General features: G+C 65.1%; 16 protein-coding genes. 5 read left to right on the top strand and 11 right to left on the bottom strand.

Annotated elements, in window-relative coordinates:
* Window positions 1–56: 56 nt before the first annotated feature.
* From LY622_RS06885 to LY622_RS06865, 5 genes are all read right to left on the bottom strand, one after another.
* A complete protein-coding gene (locus tag LY622_RS06885; protein ID WP_066452012.1) occupies window positions 57–776 on the bottom strand; it encodes an ABC transporter permease in 720 nt (239 codons plus the stop codon).
* Between the two features lies 1 nt (window position 777).
* Entirely contained in the window at window positions 778–1,479 is a 702-nt protein-coding gene (locus LY622_RS06880) for an ABC transporter permease (RefSeq protein WP_234290205.1), read from the bottom strand.
* An 11-nt stretch (window positions 1,480–1,490) separates the two neighbouring features.
* Window positions 1,491–2,261, bottom strand: a complete 771-nt coding sequence (locus LY622_RS06875; protein ID WP_234290204.1) for an ABC transporter ATP-binding protein — start codon at window positions 2,259–2,261, stop codon at window positions 1,491–1,493.
* 260 nt (window positions 2,262–2,521) lie between these two features.
* Entirely contained in the window at window positions 2,522–3,508 is a 987-nt protein-coding gene (locus tag LY622_RS06870) for a succinylglutamate desuccinylase (protein WP_234290203.1), read from the bottom strand.
* A gap of 112 nt (window positions 3,509–3,620) precedes the next feature.
* On the bottom strand, window positions 3,621–4,166 hold the full coding sequence (locus LY622_RS06865; RefSeq protein WP_369413779.1) for a lipocalin family protein: 546 nt from the start codon (window positions 4,164–4,166) through the stop codon (window positions 3,621–3,623).
* 101 nt (window positions 4,167–4,267) lie between these two features.
* Here LY622_RS06865 and LY622_RS06860 point away from each other — a divergent pair, with 101 nt between their 5' ends.
* Window positions 4,268–5,164 (top strand): SAM-dependent methyltransferase, encoded by an 897-nt coding sequence (locus LY622_RS06860; RefSeq protein WP_234290202.1) that lies wholly within the window; start codon window positions 4,268–4,270, stop codon window positions 5,162–5,164.
* Window positions 5,165–5,365: 201 nt separating this feature from the next.
* Here the strand turns inward: LY622_RS06860 and LY622_RS06855 are convergent, their stop codons facing one another.
* The 4 genes from LY622_RS06855 to LY622_RS06840 form a co-directional block, all read right to left on the bottom strand.
* On the bottom strand, window positions 5,366–5,806 hold the full coding sequence (locus LY622_RS06855; protein ID WP_234290201.1) for a hemerythrin domain-containing protein: 441 nt from the start codon (window positions 5,804–5,806) through the stop codon (window positions 5,366–5,368).
* A gap of 146 nt (window positions 5,807–5,952) precedes the next feature.
* Window positions 5,953–6,399, bottom strand: coding sequence for a YHS domain-containing (seleno)protein (locus LY622_RS06850; protein ID WP_234290200.1), 447 nt, complete (start codon window positions 6,397–6,399; stop codon window positions 5,953–5,955).
* 212 nt (window positions 6,400–6,611) lie between these two features.
* Window positions 6,612–7,685 (bottom strand): tartrate dehydrogenase, encoded by a 1,074-nt coding sequence (locus tag LY622_RS06845; protein ID WP_305038564.1) that lies wholly within the window; start codon window positions 7,683–7,685, stop codon window positions 6,612–6,614.
* Between the two features lie 10 nt (window positions 7,686–7,695).
* The gene (locus LY622_RS06840) at window positions 7,696–8,577 is read right to left on the bottom strand and encodes an alpha/beta fold hydrolase (RefSeq protein ID WP_234290199.1); all 882 of its coding nucleotides are present in this window, start codon (window positions 8,575–8,577) and stop codon (window positions 7,696–7,698) included.
* Between the two features lie 126 nt (window positions 8,578–8,703).
* On the opposite strand from LY622_RS06840, the gene LY622_RS06835 reads away from it, so the two are divergent.
* Window positions 8,704–9,624: a LysR family transcriptional regulator gene (locus tag LY622_RS06835; RefSeq protein ID WP_234290198.1), complete on the top strand. Its 921-nt coding sequence runs from the start codon at window positions 8,704–8,706 to the stop codon at window positions 9,622–9,624.
* Window positions 9,625–9,636: 12 nt separating this feature from the next.
* Here the strand turns inward: LY622_RS06835 and LY622_RS06830 are convergent, their stop codons facing one another.
* Together LY622_RS06830 and LY622_RS06825 are read right to left on the bottom strand one after the other, a co-directional pair.
* Window positions 9,637–10,326, bottom strand: a complete 690-nt coding sequence (locus LY622_RS06830; RefSeq protein ID WP_234290197.1) for a TVP38/TMEM64 family protein — start codon at window positions 10,324–10,326, stop codon at window positions 9,637–9,639.
* Window positions 10,327–10,407: 81 nt separating this feature from the next.
* Window positions 10,408–11,439: a LacI family DNA-binding transcriptional regulator gene (locus LY622_RS06825; protein WP_234290196.1), complete on the bottom strand. Its 1,032-nt coding sequence runs from the start codon at window positions 11,437–11,439 to the stop codon at window positions 10,408–10,410.
* Window positions 11,440–11,558: 119 nt separating this feature from the next.
* Here LY622_RS06825 and ltnD point away from each other — a divergent pair, with 119 nt between their 5' ends.
* Genes ltnD through otnC form a run of 3 tightly spaced genes read left to right on the top strand, consistent with a single transcriptional unit; the run spans window position 11,559 to window position 14,451 of the window.
* A complete protein-coding gene (ltnD, locus tag LY622_RS06820; RefSeq protein ID WP_369413778.1) occupies window positions 11,559–12,494 on the top strand; it encodes an L-threonate dehydrogenase in 936 nt (311 codons plus the stop codon).
* A 2-nt stretch (window positions 12,495–12,496) separates the two neighbouring features.
* The gene (gene otnK, locus LY622_RS06815) at window positions 12,497–13,807 is read left to right on the top strand and encodes a 3-oxo-tetronate kinase (RefSeq protein WP_234290195.1); all 1,311 of its coding nucleotides are present in this window, start codon (window positions 12,497–12,499) and stop codon (window positions 13,805–13,807) included.
* Window positions 13,804–14,451: a 3-oxo-tetronate 4-phosphate decarboxylase gene (gene otnC, locus LY622_RS06810; protein ID WP_234290194.1), complete on the top strand. Its 648-nt coding sequence runs from the start codon at window positions 13,804–13,806 to the stop codon at window positions 14,449–14,451. The genes otnK and otnC overlap by 4 nt, the downstream gene beginning before the upstream one ends.
* Window positions 14,452–14,467: the final 16 nt, after the last annotated feature.

Here is a 14,467-nt window from a genome sequence, read left to right as displayed (position 1 = left end):
CCAGGGCCGAAAGCCCACGGGCGTGAATTTTCCAACGCCTGTTTGACGTTGCCACATCAGCCGCTCTGCGGCCGGAGGTGAGCGAGCAGACGTTTCTCCAACCAACGGAAGAAGAACAGGATGGCGAACGTCAGGCAGAGATAGATCGCCGCGGCAAACAGGAACGCCTCGAATGGCGCATAGAAACGTGCATAGACGAAGCGGGCGGCGCCGGTGAGATCCATCAGCGTGACCACGCTGGCGATGGCGCTGGCATGGAGCATGAAGATTACCTCGTTGCCGTAGGCCGGCAGCGCCCGGCGAAAGGCGCTGGGCAGGATGATGCGTCGCATCGTCAAGCCCGGCGACATGCCATAGGCCCTGGCCGCTTCGATCTCGCCGCGTGACGTGGCCTTGATGGCACCGCGGAATATCTCGGTGGTATAGGCCGCGGTGTTCAGCGTGAAGGCGATCAGCGCCGGGTAGAACGCCTCTCTCAGCATCGGCCAGAGGAAGGTCTCCTGGATGCCATCGAAGAAGACGACGCCGTAGTAGATGATATAGAGCTGGATCAGCAGCGGCGTGCCGCGAAAGACGTAGGTATAGACGTAGATTGGCAGGCTGATCCAGCGGTGCCGGGAGCTGCGCCCGATGGCCAGCGGCACTGCGAGCACCAGTCCTACCAGCAGCGACAGGAACACCAGCTGTGTGGTGGTTACCAGGCCTTCCCAGTAGAAGGCGATAGTGTTGGGCGTGAAGATGCGATTGTCAGCGAGTAGCGCATTGAACCATTCCATATCAGTGCTCCCCGAAGCCAACGTTGTAGCGTTTCTGCAGTCGGACGAACAGCCACTCCGAGAGGCTGGCGATCAACAGGTAGACGGCTGCAACCGGCAACAGGAAGGTGAACGGTTCATGGGTGGCGCGGGAGGCTTCGGCGGCCACGCGCACCATATCCGTCAGGCCGATCACCGACACCAGAGCGGTGGTCTTGAGTAGCACCATCCAGTTGTTGGAGAGTCCGGGCAGGGCGTGGCGCATCATCAGCGGAAAGCGTATTCGCCGGAACACCAGCCAGGGGCTCATGCCGTAGGCCTTGCCGGCCTCGATCTGGCCGTGATCCACCGCCATGAAGGCGCCGCGGAAGGTCTCGCCCATGTAGGCGCCGAAGATGAAGCCGATGGTGATGACCCCGGCGGCAAAGGCATTGAGGTTGACGTACCAGTCCACGCCGAAGCGGTCGTAGATCATATCGGTCAACACGTTCAATGCCATCTGGCCACCGAAGAACAGCAGCATCATCAACACCAGGTCGGGCACGCCGCGAATCACCGTGGTGTAGAGCGTGGCAACCTTGTGCAGCAGCCAGCTGCGCGACATCTTGGCACTGGCGGTGAGCAGCCCCAGTATGATGGACAGTATCAGTGACAGCAGCGCTAGCTGGATGGTGACGCCGGCACCTTCCAGTAGCCGGGGCCCATAGCCGTGTAGGTCGAGCATGGTGGAATTCCTCAGTACTTCGGCGCCAGGAACTGCTTGAGCCGCGGCGAGGTGGGGTTGACCAGCACGTCCTGAGGCGGTCCTGCCTCTTCAGCCAGGCCCTGGTGCAGGTAGATCACCTGACTGGAGACGTCGCGAGCGAAGCCCATCTCATGGGTGACCACCACCATGGTGCGCCCCTCGTCGGCCAGGCCATGCATGACCTTGAGCACCTCGCCCACCAGCTCCGGGTCCAGCGCCGATGTGGGCTCATCGAACAGCATCACCTCCGGGTCCATGGCCAGCGCCCGGGCAATGGCGCCGCGCTGCTGCTGGCCACCGGACATCTGTGCCGGGTAGGCATCGGCACGGGCGGTCAGCCCGACACGCTCAAGCAGGGCACGGCCTTGCTCGATGGCTTCCTTCTTCGGCTTGCCGAGCACATGGATCGGCGCCTCGATGACGTTTTCGAGCAGCGTCATGTGGGCCCAGAGGTTGAAGCTCTGGAATACCATCGACAGCTTGGCGCGCATCCGCACCACCTGCTTCCAGTCGGCCGGTTCGCGGCCATGGCGGGTCTGCTTGAACTGCACCGCTTCGCCGTGGACGATCAGGTCGCCGTCGTCGGGTTGCTCGAGCAGGTTCATGCAGCGCAGGAAAGTACTCTTGCCGGAGCCGGAGGCCCCGATCAAGGTTATGACGTCACCTTTCCTGGCCTGCAGCGAGAGGCCCTTGAGCACTTCGGTATCGCCGAAGCGCTTCTTGATGTTGCGCACTTCGAGAGGAATCGGGGTATCGGCCATGGGTGGACTCCAGGTCGGGACGGGTCGCCAGCAGCGACGGGCCGGTTAAGCGTGCAGGCATGAAAAAGGGGCGATTCTAACAGGCCAGGATGCTTTGACCAGGCTGGTCGGGGGTGGGTGCCATTCGACCTTGGCTGTATGGGTCGGTGCGCTTTGTCATCAGATTGCTCCAGATTATTGTTGTATAGCCGTTATTTTTACTGTCAATGATATCGTGAATAGGGGAATTTGGCTCCGATGCCTTGGGTTGCGACGCTCGTTCAGACAGGCTGCTCGGCCCGGGTCGCCAGCAGTGCTGCCCGGGCCCCCAGCTCGACCTGGGCATTGGGAAATACCACGCTCAGAGGGGTCTCTCCGACGATGAAGGGCCCTGCCTTGTCGTCCTCGGCCAGTCGTGTGCCGGGGGGGAACTCGGTGAAATTGGGCGTATCGTCGGCAAAGCAGAGCCGGAACGACTCGGATTCCCGCATCAGCTCATGGGCGACCCGGAAGAAGGCCATCTGCGACGCCGGCGCCTGGGCTGGCTTTCGTCCCGCAATCAGGTCTTCCAGCAGCCGGCCCATCGGGGCGAGGGCCGCCAGGTCGTTGTGACCGAAGGGCAGGGCGCGCCCCAGCTCCAGGGTGAAGGCCTGGGCCTGGTGATAATGCTTCGAGTAGTGGGAGAAGGTCCAGCTGTGGCGGTGCTGATGCAGTGCCGCCTGGATATCCGCCCCGGCAAGCCATGTCCATTGCTCGGCCCGGGTGGGCGTCTCGCCGAAAGGCTCGACCACGAAACGTGGATAACGGCTGTCACGAATCGCCGTATGCAAGTCGTAGTGCAGTCGGGGCAGCTGTGCATGGCGCGCGAAGAAACCATCGACGGCGCGCATCAGCTCCCGTGCTCGCTCGGGTTCCCTGCCCTCTTCGTCCAACTCTCGACGAAACAGCCTGTTGAGATTGGTTTCCACATAGCGCTTGCCGCTACGAATCGATGCCAGGTTGCCCAGAATCACCAGCACCGGTGCGCCCACTGCGAGAAGCCGCGCCTCGAGTCGGGCCAAGCAGCGGCCCAGCAGCTCGATGGGAGCGGTCTCGTTGCCGTGGATGCCCGCGGAGAGAACGCAGGCCTGGGCGTCTTTGCCAGCCGAATCGGGAATCAGCTCGAGTATGCCCGGGGCATGAATCAGAAAACGTCCACCCGCCATGCGTCCTGTACGCTCGGTGGGTGCCGTCCCCTCCAGACTCAGCTCGATCCATTCCGCCAGCATGGCCCTGCCCTGATCGTGTCGTGAATTCTGAGCTACCTTCCCGTTGATGAACGTTCCCCACAAGCCCCGGCGTCGGGCTGGTGAAAGCCCGGGTGCGATATTGAAACTGGGGCTACCGCCAGTCGTTGCAGGCATCGCCCTGCTCAACCTCGATCAGCTCATCCACGGGGAAGGCCATGCGTTCGGCATCTTCGACCAGCGCACGGTAAACGGTCGGGTCGAGTTCGGGTTCGCGGGCAAGAACCCACAGGTAGTCGCGGGTAGGGCCCGATACCAGTGCCCAGCGATACTCGTCGTCGAGCGCCAGCACGTTGTAGCCACCATAGAAGGGCCCGAAGAAGCTCACCTTGAGATGGGCCACGCGCTCGTCCCTGACGAAGTAGGCGCGTCCCTCCGCCTCGTTCTCCTCGCCGGTTTCCAGGTTCACGCCGCGGTTGATGACCCGCACGCCGCCGTCATCGCGCAGGGAGTAGTCGGCGGTGACGCAGTCCAGTCCGCGCTCGAAGGAGTGGTCGAAGCGGGCAACCTCATACCATTGGCCGAGGTAGCGTTCGAGTTCGAAGCCGGTGACCGGCTGCGTGCCCTTGGGGGTTCCGGTACATGCGCTCAGCATCAGGCTAATGGAGAGGGCGGCGATCCTGGCGATGCGTGGGCTCATGGGTTCTCCTGTCGAGGGGCGTGCAGACCTTTGGCCAATGGGGATGGGCGCCAACGAGGCCTAAGCTGGCACCATTCAATCCTGAAGGCGAGGAGCCTGCCATGCCAACCGCTCACGGTGACAACTCCCCGGATCATGTCCGGTGGCTCAATGCGCATTACGATGCCGCGACCACGAGCGAAGGTGGGAGCCTGCTGGCTCGGCTGCGCAACGCCTTTGTTGATGCCGGTTGCGACCCTGACCATCTGAGTGTCGATGAGGTGGCCGGCATCGACCAGCTCCATCTTGGCGGGCGCCGGGCAAGCCGCTCCCTGGCGGCGATGGGAGAGCTGCAAGGCGGTGAACGGGTGCTCGACGTCGGCTGTGGCACCGGCGGCGCCGGCCGTCTGCTGGCCGCCGAGTACGGCTGCAACGTGGTGGGTGTCGACATTACGGCGGCCTTCGTGGAAGTGGCGAGCTGGCTCAGCGCGGCAACCGGCCTGACCGATCGTACCCGCTTCCTGTGTGCCGATGCCGCCAGTGTGCCCCTGGCCCCGGACAGCGTCGACCGGGTGTGGTGCCAGCATGCGCTGATGAACATGCCGCACGTACCGCGGGTGCTGGCGGAGTGGCAGCGCCTGCTGGCGCCTGGTGGATGCGTGCTGTTGCATGAGGTCGTTGCCGGTGACAACCCCGAGCCGCTGGCACTTCCGGTTCCCTGGGCACGTACGCCTGCCACCAGCCATCTGCGCAGTCGGGAGCAGCTCGAGCGCGCCATGGCGCTATCCGGCTTCGAGCCGCTGAGGGTGGATGATGTAACTGATGCGGCCCTGGCCTGGCGACAGGTGCGCAGCCGACGTGAGAGTCGCCTTGATGACGCGCTCGAGAAGGGCCACGGATTGCCGGGGCCGGAGCAGATTTTCGGGGAGGTGTTTCCCATCATGGGGCGTAACCTGCGTGACAATCTCGCCGCAGGCAAGGTGCGCATTCTCGAAGGGGTCTGGCGTGTCATGAATTGACGAATTCGAACGGAGAGGACAAAACGTTCACTTTCCTCCACGCAGATGCTTCCTGCGCTGTAGTTATCAGCCATGGCTGACATATTCCGTTTTCAGCAGCAGCCCGACATCTGGACATCCAATCCAGCCTTCGGGGTGTTCTCATGCGTCACTGGTACGACGAGGGGTTGCCGAGGCGCCGTCGGCCGGGCCGCATGAACGTCATGCACTACGTTGCCTGGCCATTTCCTCGAGATAGTCATCGGCCAGCGCTGTCTTCTGCTCGCTGGCCAGGCCGCGCCCGGCTAGCTGGAAGACTTCCTGTTCTTCTTCATCGAGGTGATGCAGCACCAGGTGGTTCAGCTTCTTGGCGTTGGCCAGCCAGCCCGGGGAGGCGTAGTCGGTGGCATCCAGCGTTTCGATCATCTCGTCGATTTCGTGGTGTTCCGCCACGCTGTGCCGTGCTTTCTCCTGGGTCAGGTCGATGGCCATCATGGGGATGTAGAGGGCTCGCTCCTCGGCGGCGGCGTGATGCTTCAATTCGTCGCGTACCTGGCGGTACAGCGCATGCCGTTCCTCGCTGTCGCCCTGTGTCTCCATCAGGCGGGCGAGCAGATCGCGTTGAATATCGTGGTCTTGTCGCAGTGCCTCGAAGATTGTCATGGATTTTCTCCTGTCATGGAGGGGCGATCACCGTCACCCTACAATCGCCTGTCCCAGCTGCTCAAGCATCATGGCCCGGATCAGCCCTGGCCGGTGGGGTTGGCAAATGCCTTTACCGGCGAAGCCGCGCGGCTCAGCTCGGGGCACTACTGGAAGATATTCGGCCAGTGCTCATCGGCCGCCTCGATGTTGCCGGGAATGTCGCTCTCCCAGCGTCGCTGGATCCGTCGGTTATAGTTCAGATAGAGCTTGTCGTCGACGATTTTCCACGCCTCGGGAATGGTTGCTGCGGCCTCACCGCGTGCCGCCGCCCAGGCGCACCAGCCACCGTACTGCGGTGCATAGGTCTCGGGGGCCGCCTGGAATCGGTCACGATGCTCTGCCGACACGAACTGCCAGGTGGCATTACGCCACTCTAACTGATAGCCGGGCGAACCCTGGATCGGCTTACCCTGGGTGAAATAAGCCACCGGATCCGTGCCGCCGATGGCCAGGCCATCGCGGGTAAAGATGCGCCCCTCGGCGAGAGCCCCCATGGACCAAGCCACGCCGATCATCAGGGTCGCTGCCATCCACCAACCTGTACGCTTCATGATTCGCCTCCTCGCGATAAATCGTTCACGAGGTGTCTGTCGGGAAATGGCCCATAGCCTTACAGGCGATGTTGGTTGGCTGGTTTCGGCCCGGCCCTCGGCCACATCCCATTGCAGCGAGTGCACTGTCACGATCAAGGAGAGGCGGAGCTGCTCGACCGCCGCCTCCCGTTTTCCGCGTCAAGTTGATGCAGATCAACTAAGGTCAGTGGTCATTCAGCCAAGCGCTGGGCAATGGCCTGGCCCAGGGTCTCCGTGGTTCCCTGGCCGCGGATATCAGGGGTCAGCAGGCTGGCGTCGCCTTCGGCCAGTACCGCTTCGAAGGCATCGACGATGGCCTTGGCGGCCTCGGCGTGGCCCAAGTGCTCGAGCATCATCGCCCCGGACCAGATCTGGCCGATGGGGTTGGCGATACCCTTGCCGGCGATGTCCGGTGCACTGCCGTGGACCGGTTCGAACAGGCTGGGGAACTTGCCTTCCGGGTTGATGTTGGCCGAGGGGGCCACGCCGATGGTGCCGGTGCAGGCTGGGCCCAGGTCGGAGAGGATGTCGCCGAACAGGTTGCTGCCCACCACCACGTCGAACCAGTCGGGATGCAGGACGAAATTGGCGGTCAGGATATCGATGTGAAACTTGTCGACGCTGACGTCCGAATAGTTGCTGGACATGGCCTCCACGCGTTCGTCCCACCAGGGCATGGTGATGGCGATGCCGTTGGACTTGGTGGCCGAGGTGAGCTTCTTCCGCGGGCGGCTCTGGGCCAGGTCGAAGGCGTACTTCAGCACCCGGTCGACGCCGTGGCGGCTCATCACCGTCTCCTGGATCACCACCTCACGGTCGGTGCCCTCGAACATCTTGCCGCCGACGCTGGAGTACTCGCCCTCGGTGTTCTCGCGCACCACGTAGAAGTCGATGTCGCCGGGGTTGCGGTCGGCAAGGGGACTCTTGATACCGGGCAGCAGCTTGCAGGGGCGCAGGTTGATGTACTGGTCGAACTGACGGCGGAACTGCAGCAGCGACCCCCAGAGAGAGACATGGTCCGGTACGGTGTCAGGCCAGCCCACGGCGCCGTAGAAGATGGCGTCGAAATCCTTGAGCTGGTCGAACCAGTCGTCGGGCATCATCTGGCCGTGCTTCGCGTAGTAGTTGCAGCAGGCGAAATCGAAATGCTCGAAAGCCAGGTCGATGCCGAATTTCTTGGCGGCGGCTTCCAGGGCGCGCAGGCCTTCGGGCATCACTTCGGTGCCGATGCCATCACCGGGGATGACGGCGATACGATGGGTCATGGTCAGTTCCTCATGCCGTTTTCATGAATTGAAGGATATGGTCGTGCAGCGCACTCGGCGCTTCCTCGGGAATGTAGTGGCCACAGGGCAGGGCCTCGCCGTCGACCCGCTCGGCGACGGCACGCCACTCCGCCAGCGGGTCGAAACAGCGCTCGATGATGCCGTGCTGCCCCCATAGCACACTCAAGGGGCAGGCGATGCGGCGCCCGGCCTCGCGGTCGGCGCTGTCGTGTTCCAGGTCGATGGTATTCGAGGCGCGATAGTCCTCGCACAGTGCATGGGCGGCTCCTGGCTGGGCCAGGCAACGCTGGTACTCGACGATGGCGGCCGGGTCGAAGGCATCGAGGTTGGCGTGACGTCCGCCCATGGTGCGTGTGATGTAGTCGGCCGGGGATGCCTCGATCAGTGTTTCCGGCAATGGTGCCGGCTGGATCAGGAAGAACCAGTGGAAGTAGGCGGTGGCGAAGGTACGATCGGTCTTCTCGTACATTGCCAGGGTGGGAGCGATATCCAGCAGCATCAGCTTCTCCACCGCCTCAGGGTGGTCCATGGCCAGGCGGTGGGCCACCCGTCCGCCCCGGTCGTGGCCACAGAGCAGGAAGCGTTCGAAGCCCAGTTCGTGCATTACCGCGACCTGGTCGGCGGCCATGGCCCGTTTGCTGTAGTTGGCGTGACCCGGCTCGCCGGGAGGCTTGGAGGCATCGCCGTAGCCACGCAGATCGGTTGCCACCACCGTGAAGTGGCGTGCCAGCGACTCGGCCAGGCGATGCCAGATCAGATGGGTCTGGGGGTGGCCGTGAAGCAGCAACAACGGTGGTCCCGAGCCGCCGATGAGGCCGGGTATGCGGATACCGTTATTGTCGATCGAGAATGATCGATACTCCTCGAACATGGCGGTGCTCCTGTCTGACCGATTCATGCGAACACGATTCAGGATGGTGAGGACAGTGTAGTCATTGGCAGGAAGGTGATAATCAGGCTCAATGGCAATATATTGTTGAACTGAGGTGTAGAAAGCATGACGCAGCTCGACGATCTCGCCTTCTTTCGGCAGCTGGCCCGCGCCGGTAGCCTTACCGCCACGGCCAGGGAGCTGGGGCTGTCGTTGTCGGCGGTCAGCAAGCGCCTCAAGGTGCTGGAGGCGCGTCTCGGCGTGGAGCTGGCCAGCCGCACCACGCGCAGGCTGACGCTGACCGCCGAGGGAGAGCGCTACCTGGCGCGGGGGGCGGCAATCCTGGAGGAGCTTGCCGAGCTGGAAGAGGCCCTGGGCGAGCAACAGGCGGCGCTGTCCGGGCCGCTGCGGGTCAACGCCACCTTCGGCTTCGGCCGCCACCACGTGGCACCGCTGCTCTCGGCCTTCTGCACCCGGCACCCCGGCGTCGAGGGTGTGCTCGAGCTGAGCAATTATCCGCTGAGCCTCGGCGACCAGGGGTTCGATATCGGCATACGCGTGGGCGAGCCACCCGATTCGCGCCTGGTAGCTCGGCGTATCCTCGTCAACCGCCGGGTGCTTTGTGCCGCACCCGCCTATGTGTCGCGCATGGCGCCGCTTGCCTCGTTGAACGACCTGACGGCTCACCCCTGCCTGGTCCTGCGCGAAAACGAGAGCGACTACGCGGTGTGGCGGTTCTGCCACCGCGGTGGCGATGTCGAGCAGGCGGTCAAGGTGGCGGGGCCGCTGGCCAGCAATGATGGCGAGGTGATCGTGGGGCTGGCGCTGGATGGTCATGGGATCGCACTGCGCTCCTGGTGGGACGTGCACGAGCACCTGGCAAGGGGTGCCCTGATCGAGCTGCTCCCCGAGTGGCGAGGGGTGCGGGCCGATTTTCATGCCGTCTATCAGCAACGGCGGCATGTTCCTGCGCGCATTCGCGCCTTCGTCGACTTCCTCGAACGGGAGATGCCGGGGAGGGTGCCGGCGATGGCGGGCGGAGCCTGATGGCCGGTGGGTTCAGCCTCGGTGTCGGCGCCGTTGGCGGGCATCGGCATAGCGCTTGAGACCGTACAGCAAGGCCAGGCCCGCGATGATGCCAGCGCCCGCCCAGGCGAGCTCATGACGATCCTCGGCGGAGAGCAGCGTGCCGAGCTGGCTGCTGAGCAGGATGATGCCGGCCAGCCCTGGCGTGGCACCGATCAGGGTGCCCAGCAGGTAGTCGCGAAAACGGATGTGAAAGGCGCCGGCGAGCAGGTTGGTCAGCGTGTACGGCGCCAGGGGCAAGAGGTTGAGCAGGGTTATGGTGCGCACGCCGCGCCCGGCCAGGTATCGCGAAAGCCCTAGCAGCCGCTTTCCGCCGTAGAGCAGCAGGGCGTCGCGCCCCAGCCAGCGCCCCAGCCAGAATGTGGCAATCGCACCCAGGAGCGTACCGATGAACGAATAGACGAACCCCCACACCGGGCCGAAGACCAGGCCCGCCAGTACCACCAGCACGCTGAGCGGGAAAAGCACCAGTGAGGCGGCCACGAAGACCGCGACCACCACGGCGCCGGCCCAGGGCCGGTCGCGCCAGGCCAGCGAACCCTGCAGCAGGGCGAACAGGGTGTTGGCATCGAACAGGTCGCGTGCAGCCAGCCATTGCCACAGCAGCCCCAGCGGGACGAGGACCGCAAGAGAAGCGAGGATGATCAGGGCCGAACGCGGCATCGTTGCGATCTGCGCAGGGGTAAGGCTAAAGCATAGGTGGCTCGCGCCGGGAGGCCAAATGGTTCGGCTGGCGGCGGTGCCTCAGGTACTGTCACCGACCAGCAGCTCGAAGCCCACGTCGTGGCGCCGACGCGTCACCCGCTTGGCGTCGAGTCGTTTCAACACCTCCTCTGCCGCCAGCCTTCCCATGTTTTCCCGGGGGGAGCGGATGGTGGTCAGCCGCGGGGTGACATGCTGGCCCAGGGGCAGTCCGTTGAAGCCGGCGATGGCGATGTCGCCCGGTATGGTCATGCCCAGCCGCTGGGCCCTCAGCAGTGCGCCGGTGGCCAGGTCGTCGTTGGCGAAATGGATGGCGTCGGCGCTCGGATATCGCGACAGCACACGCTCGAGCCCGCTAGCACCGGCATCCAGGCTGCCCAGCTGGTCCAGCTCGATCATCGGTGCCTCCAGTCCTGCGGCATGCAGCACCTCGCGATGACCCTCGAAGCGCATCCTGGCCCGGTAGTCCCGGTCAAGGCAGGCGCCCACATAGACGACGGACCGGTATTGCTGCGCCAGCAGGTGCCTTGCCATGCAACGCCCGGCTTCGTGATGATCCAGGCCCACATTCAGGTCGAGGGCGTCACCCAGTTCCATCACCTCCATGATCGGCTTGTCCCAGTGGGTCAGCAGGCTTCGGCACGCTTCGCTGTGGCGCAGGCCGGCGGTGACCAGCGCCGAGCAGGACCAGCCGAGGAAGGTACGAATCAGCTGGTATTCACGCTCGATGTCGTAGTCGGTGTTGCCGAGCAGGATCTGATAGCCCTCGCGCTCGAAGGTCTCCTGTAGCCCATGGATGACCTCGATGAAGACGGCGTTGGCCAGTGACGGCACGATCACCGCAATAAAGCGCGAGCGAGCCGAGGCGAGGCTGCCTGCCACCAGGTTCGGCACATAGCCGAGTCGCTCGACGGTGGCGAGGACCTTGACCCGGGTGGCGGCATTGACGCGTTCGGGCGCGTTCAGTGCTCGCGATACCGTAATCGCCGAGACGCCGGCGGCATCCGCCACCTGCTGCAGGGTGGGTTGTTCCGAGCCGCGCCGGCGGCGTGTCGACCTTCGCTTGTCCGACATTAGTCGTACTCCTTGGCACTTCGCTTGCTGCTGCACTGGCGATCATCTAAAACTATGTTAGCGCTAACATGGTAGCGCTAACACGATGACACTGACAGCAACCGGACAGGAGGCGACAGGTGAACGACAAGTCGGCAGGCGGATCACGAGTCGGTGTCATTGGGCTCGGGGCCATGGGCATGGGAGTGGCGCTGACCCTTCTGGAGAAGGGGAGCGCTGTCATCGGCTGCGATGTGAGCGAGCCGGCGCGTCAGCGCTTCGAGGCGAGCGGTGGCCTTGGCGTTGCGACGCCCGCCGAACTGGCCGAGCGCTGCGATGTGGTGCTGGTGGTCGTGGTCAATGCGGACCAGGTCGAGCAGGTTCTGTTCGGTGAGCAGGGGCTGGTGGGCCGCATGGCACCGGGGGGCCTGGTGATCCAGTGCGCCACCGTGGCGCCGAGCGTAGCTCGCCGGCTGGGCGAGCGCCTGGCGGCCGAGGGGCTCGAGATGCTCGATGCACCGATCAGCGGTGGCGCGGCCAAGGCACGCTCCGGTCAGCTCTCGGTGATGGCGTCGGGTTCCGCAGCGGCATTCGCCAAGGCCGAGCCGGTGCTCGAGGCCGTGGCGGCTACCGTCTACCGCCTGGGCGATGCAGCGGGGGTCGGTTCCAGCATGAAACTGGTCAACCAGCTGCTGGCCGGCGTCCATATCGCCGCGGCGGCGGAGGCCGTGGCCCTGGGGATTCGCATGGGGCTCGACCCCGACACCGTTCACGAGGTCATCACCCACTCGGCGGGCAATTCCTGGATGTTCGAGAATCGCGTGCCGCACATCCTGGCCGGCGACTATACCCCGCTGTCCGCCGTCGACATCTTCGTCAAGGATCTCAACATCGTTCATGACACGGGGCGTGAGCTGGCCATGGCGACGCCGGTGGCGGCCAGCGCCCTGCAGCAGTTCACCGCTGCCAAGGGGGCCGGCTTCGGACGAGAGGACGATGCGGCGGTGATCAAGGTGTACCAGCGGCTGTCGGGCATCACCCTGCCCGGGGCGGCCGGCAAAGCGGAGGAGAGCTGACCGTGGCTATCGTGCTGGGCGCCATCGCCGACGACTTCACCGGGGCCACCGACCTGGCCAACAACCTGGTGCGCGGCGGCATGCGCTGCGTGCAGCTGAACGGTGTACCCGAGCTTCCGCTCGAAGCGCTGGTGGATACCTCCCGGGGCGTCGATGCCGTCGTCATCGCCTTGAAGTCCCGCTCCTGCCCGGTCGACAAGGCCGTCGCCGATTCGCTGGCGGCGCTGGCGTGGCTCCAGGCCCAGGGAGTGCGTCAGCTCTTCTTCAAGTACTGCTCCACCTTCGACTCCACCGATGAGGGCAACATCGGCCCGGTCAGCGACGCCCTGGCGGAGCGACTCGGCGCTCGCCAGACGGTGATGGTGCCGGCCTTCCCGGTCAACGGGAGAACGGTCTATCAGGGTCACCTGTTCGTCGGCGACCGGCTGCTCAACGAGTGCGGCATGCAGCACCACCCGCTTACCCCGATGCGCGATGCCGACCTGGTCCGGGTATTGGCGCGGCAGACTTCGCAACCCGTCGGCCTGGTGCCGCGCTCGGTGATTGCACAGGGCAGCGAGGCCACCCGGAGACACCTCGACAAACTTTCACAGCAGGGCGTTAGCCGGGCGGTCTGCGACACCCTGGACGAAGGCGACCTGGCCACCCTGGCGGCTGCCGTGGCGGACTTTGCCCTGGTCACCGGCGGCTCCGGGCTGGGCCAGATGCTGCCGGCGCAGTATCGGCAGCGTGGCTGGCTCGATGAGCTGACAGACCCCGGGCAGCTGGCGCCCGCCTCGGGCAGTGCCCTGGTGCTGTCAGGGAGCTGTTCGACGGCAACGCTGGCCCAGGTCGATCACTTCCTGGCGCGACACTCCGGTTTCGCCCTGGACCCCCAGGCCCTGGCCGAAGGCGACGCCCACCTGGGCGAGGCGCTGGCCTTTGCCCGCCGGGCGCTGGCTGGCGGTGGCCCGGTGCTGCTCTACGCCTCTGCCGATGCCGAGCGGGTTCGGCAGGCGCAGCAGGCGCTGGGCGTCGAGCGGGCCGGCGAGCTGGTCGAGGCGGCACTGAGCACACTTGCCAGCAGCCTGGTCGCCGAAGGGGTAGGGCGGCTGGTGGTGGCGGGTGGCGAAACGGCCGGGGCGGTGGTCTCGGCCCTGGGGGTACGCGCCATGCGCATCGGCGAGCAGATCGCCCCGGGTGTCCCCTGGACCCAGGCCACCCTGGCCGGGCGCGAGGCGCCGCTGTCACTGGCACTGAAGTCCGGGAACTTCGGCGACACCGATTTCTTCACCCGCGCCTTCGAGGTACTGACGACGGAGGGCGCGCCATGAGCGTGCACGACGAGAACGGCCTGCGCGAGCAGATCGCGACCCTCGGCGAATCGCTCTTCTCGCGAGGGCTGACCATGGGCTCCAGCGGCAATATCAGCGTGCGGCTGGACGATGGCGGCTGGCTGATGACGCCGACCAATGCCTGCCTGGGGCGGCTCGATCCCGCCCGTATCTCGAGGCTAGACGGGCAAGGCCGGCTGCTGAGCGGCGACCGGCCCACCAAGGAGAGCTTCCTGCACATGGCGATGTATGAGGAGCGGCCCCGCTCCGGTGCCATCGTGCACCTGCACTCGACCCATTCGGTGGCCGTCTCCTGCCTGCCGCAGATCGACCCCTGCGACTGCATCCCTCCGTTGACCGCCTACTACGTGATGCGGGTGGGCAAGCTGCCCCTGGTGCCCTACCACCTGCCCGGCGACCCTGCGCTGGGTGACGCGGTGCGCGGGCTGGCAGGCAAGCACAGCGCGGTGCTGCTGGCCAACCATGGCCCTGTGGTGGCCGGCAAGACGCTGGAGGCGGCGGTCTACGCCACCGAGGAGCTGGAAGAGACCGCCAGGCTGTTCCTGCTGCTGCGCGGGGAGAACCCGCGCTGCCTGACGCCGGAGCAGGTGGCCGAACTCGAAGCGCGCTTTCCCCGCGACTGACACGAATCCCGAGGCA

Source organism: Halomonas alkalisoli, assembly GCF_021412585.1.
Taxonomy (GTDB): Bacteria; Pseudomonadota; Gammaproteobacteria; order Pseudomonadales; family Halomonadaceae; genus Halomonas; species Halomonas alkalisoli.
Note: the sequence above shows the minus strand (reverse complement) of the source record. Positions and strands in the feature narration are given on the sequence as shown.

Excerpts from the sequence above, each read along its gene's own strand:
- LY622_RS06855 (WP_234290201.1), bottom strand. The coding sequence starts at position 5,806 with ATGACAATCTTCGAGGCACTGCGACAAGACCACGATATTCAACGCGAT.
- LY622_RS06850 (WP_234290200.1), bottom strand. The coding sequence starts at position 6,399 with ATGAAGCGTACAGGTTGGTGGATGGCAGCGACCCTGATGATCGGCGTG.
- LY622_RS06885 (WP_066452012.1), bottom strand. The coding sequence starts at position 776 with ATGGAATGGTTCAATGCGCTACTCGCTGACAATCGCATCTTCACGCCC.
- LY622_RS06830 (WP_234290197.1), bottom strand. The coding sequence starts at position 10,326 with ATGCCGCGTTCGGCCCTGATCATCCTCGCTTCTCTTGCGGTCCTCGTC.
- LY622_RS06880 (WP_234290205.1), bottom strand. The coding sequence starts at position 1,479 with ATGCTCGACCTACACGGCTATGGGCCCCGGCTACTGGAAGGTGCCGGC.
- LY622_RS06870 (WP_234290203.1), bottom strand. The coding sequence starts at position 3,508 with ATGCTGGCGGAATGGATCGAGCTGAGTCTGGAGGGGACGGCACCCACC.
- LY622_RS06835 (WP_234290198.1), top strand. The coding sequence starts at position 8,704 with ATGACGCAGCTCGACGATCTCGCCTTCTTTCGGCAGCTGGCCCGCGCC.
- LY622_RS06875 (WP_234290204.1), bottom strand. The coding sequence starts at position 2,261 with ATGGCCGATACCCCGATTCCTCTCGAAGTGCGCAACATCAAGAAGCGC.
- LY622_RS06840 (WP_234290199.1), bottom strand. The coding sequence starts at position 8,577 with ATGTTCGAGGAGTATCGATCATTCTCGATCGACAATAACGGTATCCGC.
- LY622_RS06825 (WP_234290196.1), bottom strand. The coding sequence starts at position 11,439 with ATGTCGGACAAGCGAAGGTCGACACGCCGCCGGCGCGGCTCGGAACAA.
- LY622_RS06845 (WP_305038564.1), bottom strand. The coding sequence starts at position 7,685 with ATGACCCATCGTATCGCCGTCATCCCCGGTGATGGCATCGGCACCGAA.
- LY622_RS06860 (WP_234290202.1), top strand. The coding sequence starts at position 4,268 with ATGCCAACCGCTCACGGTGACAACTCCCCGGATCATGTCCGGTGGCTC.
- LY622_RS06865 (WP_369413779.1), bottom strand. The coding sequence starts at position 4,166 with ATGAGCCCACGCATCGCCAGGATCGCCGCCCTCTCCATTAGCCTGATG.
- otnC (WP_234290194.1), top strand. The coding sequence starts at position 13,804 with ATGAGCGTGCACGACGAGAACGGCCTGCGCGAGCAGATCGCGACCCTC.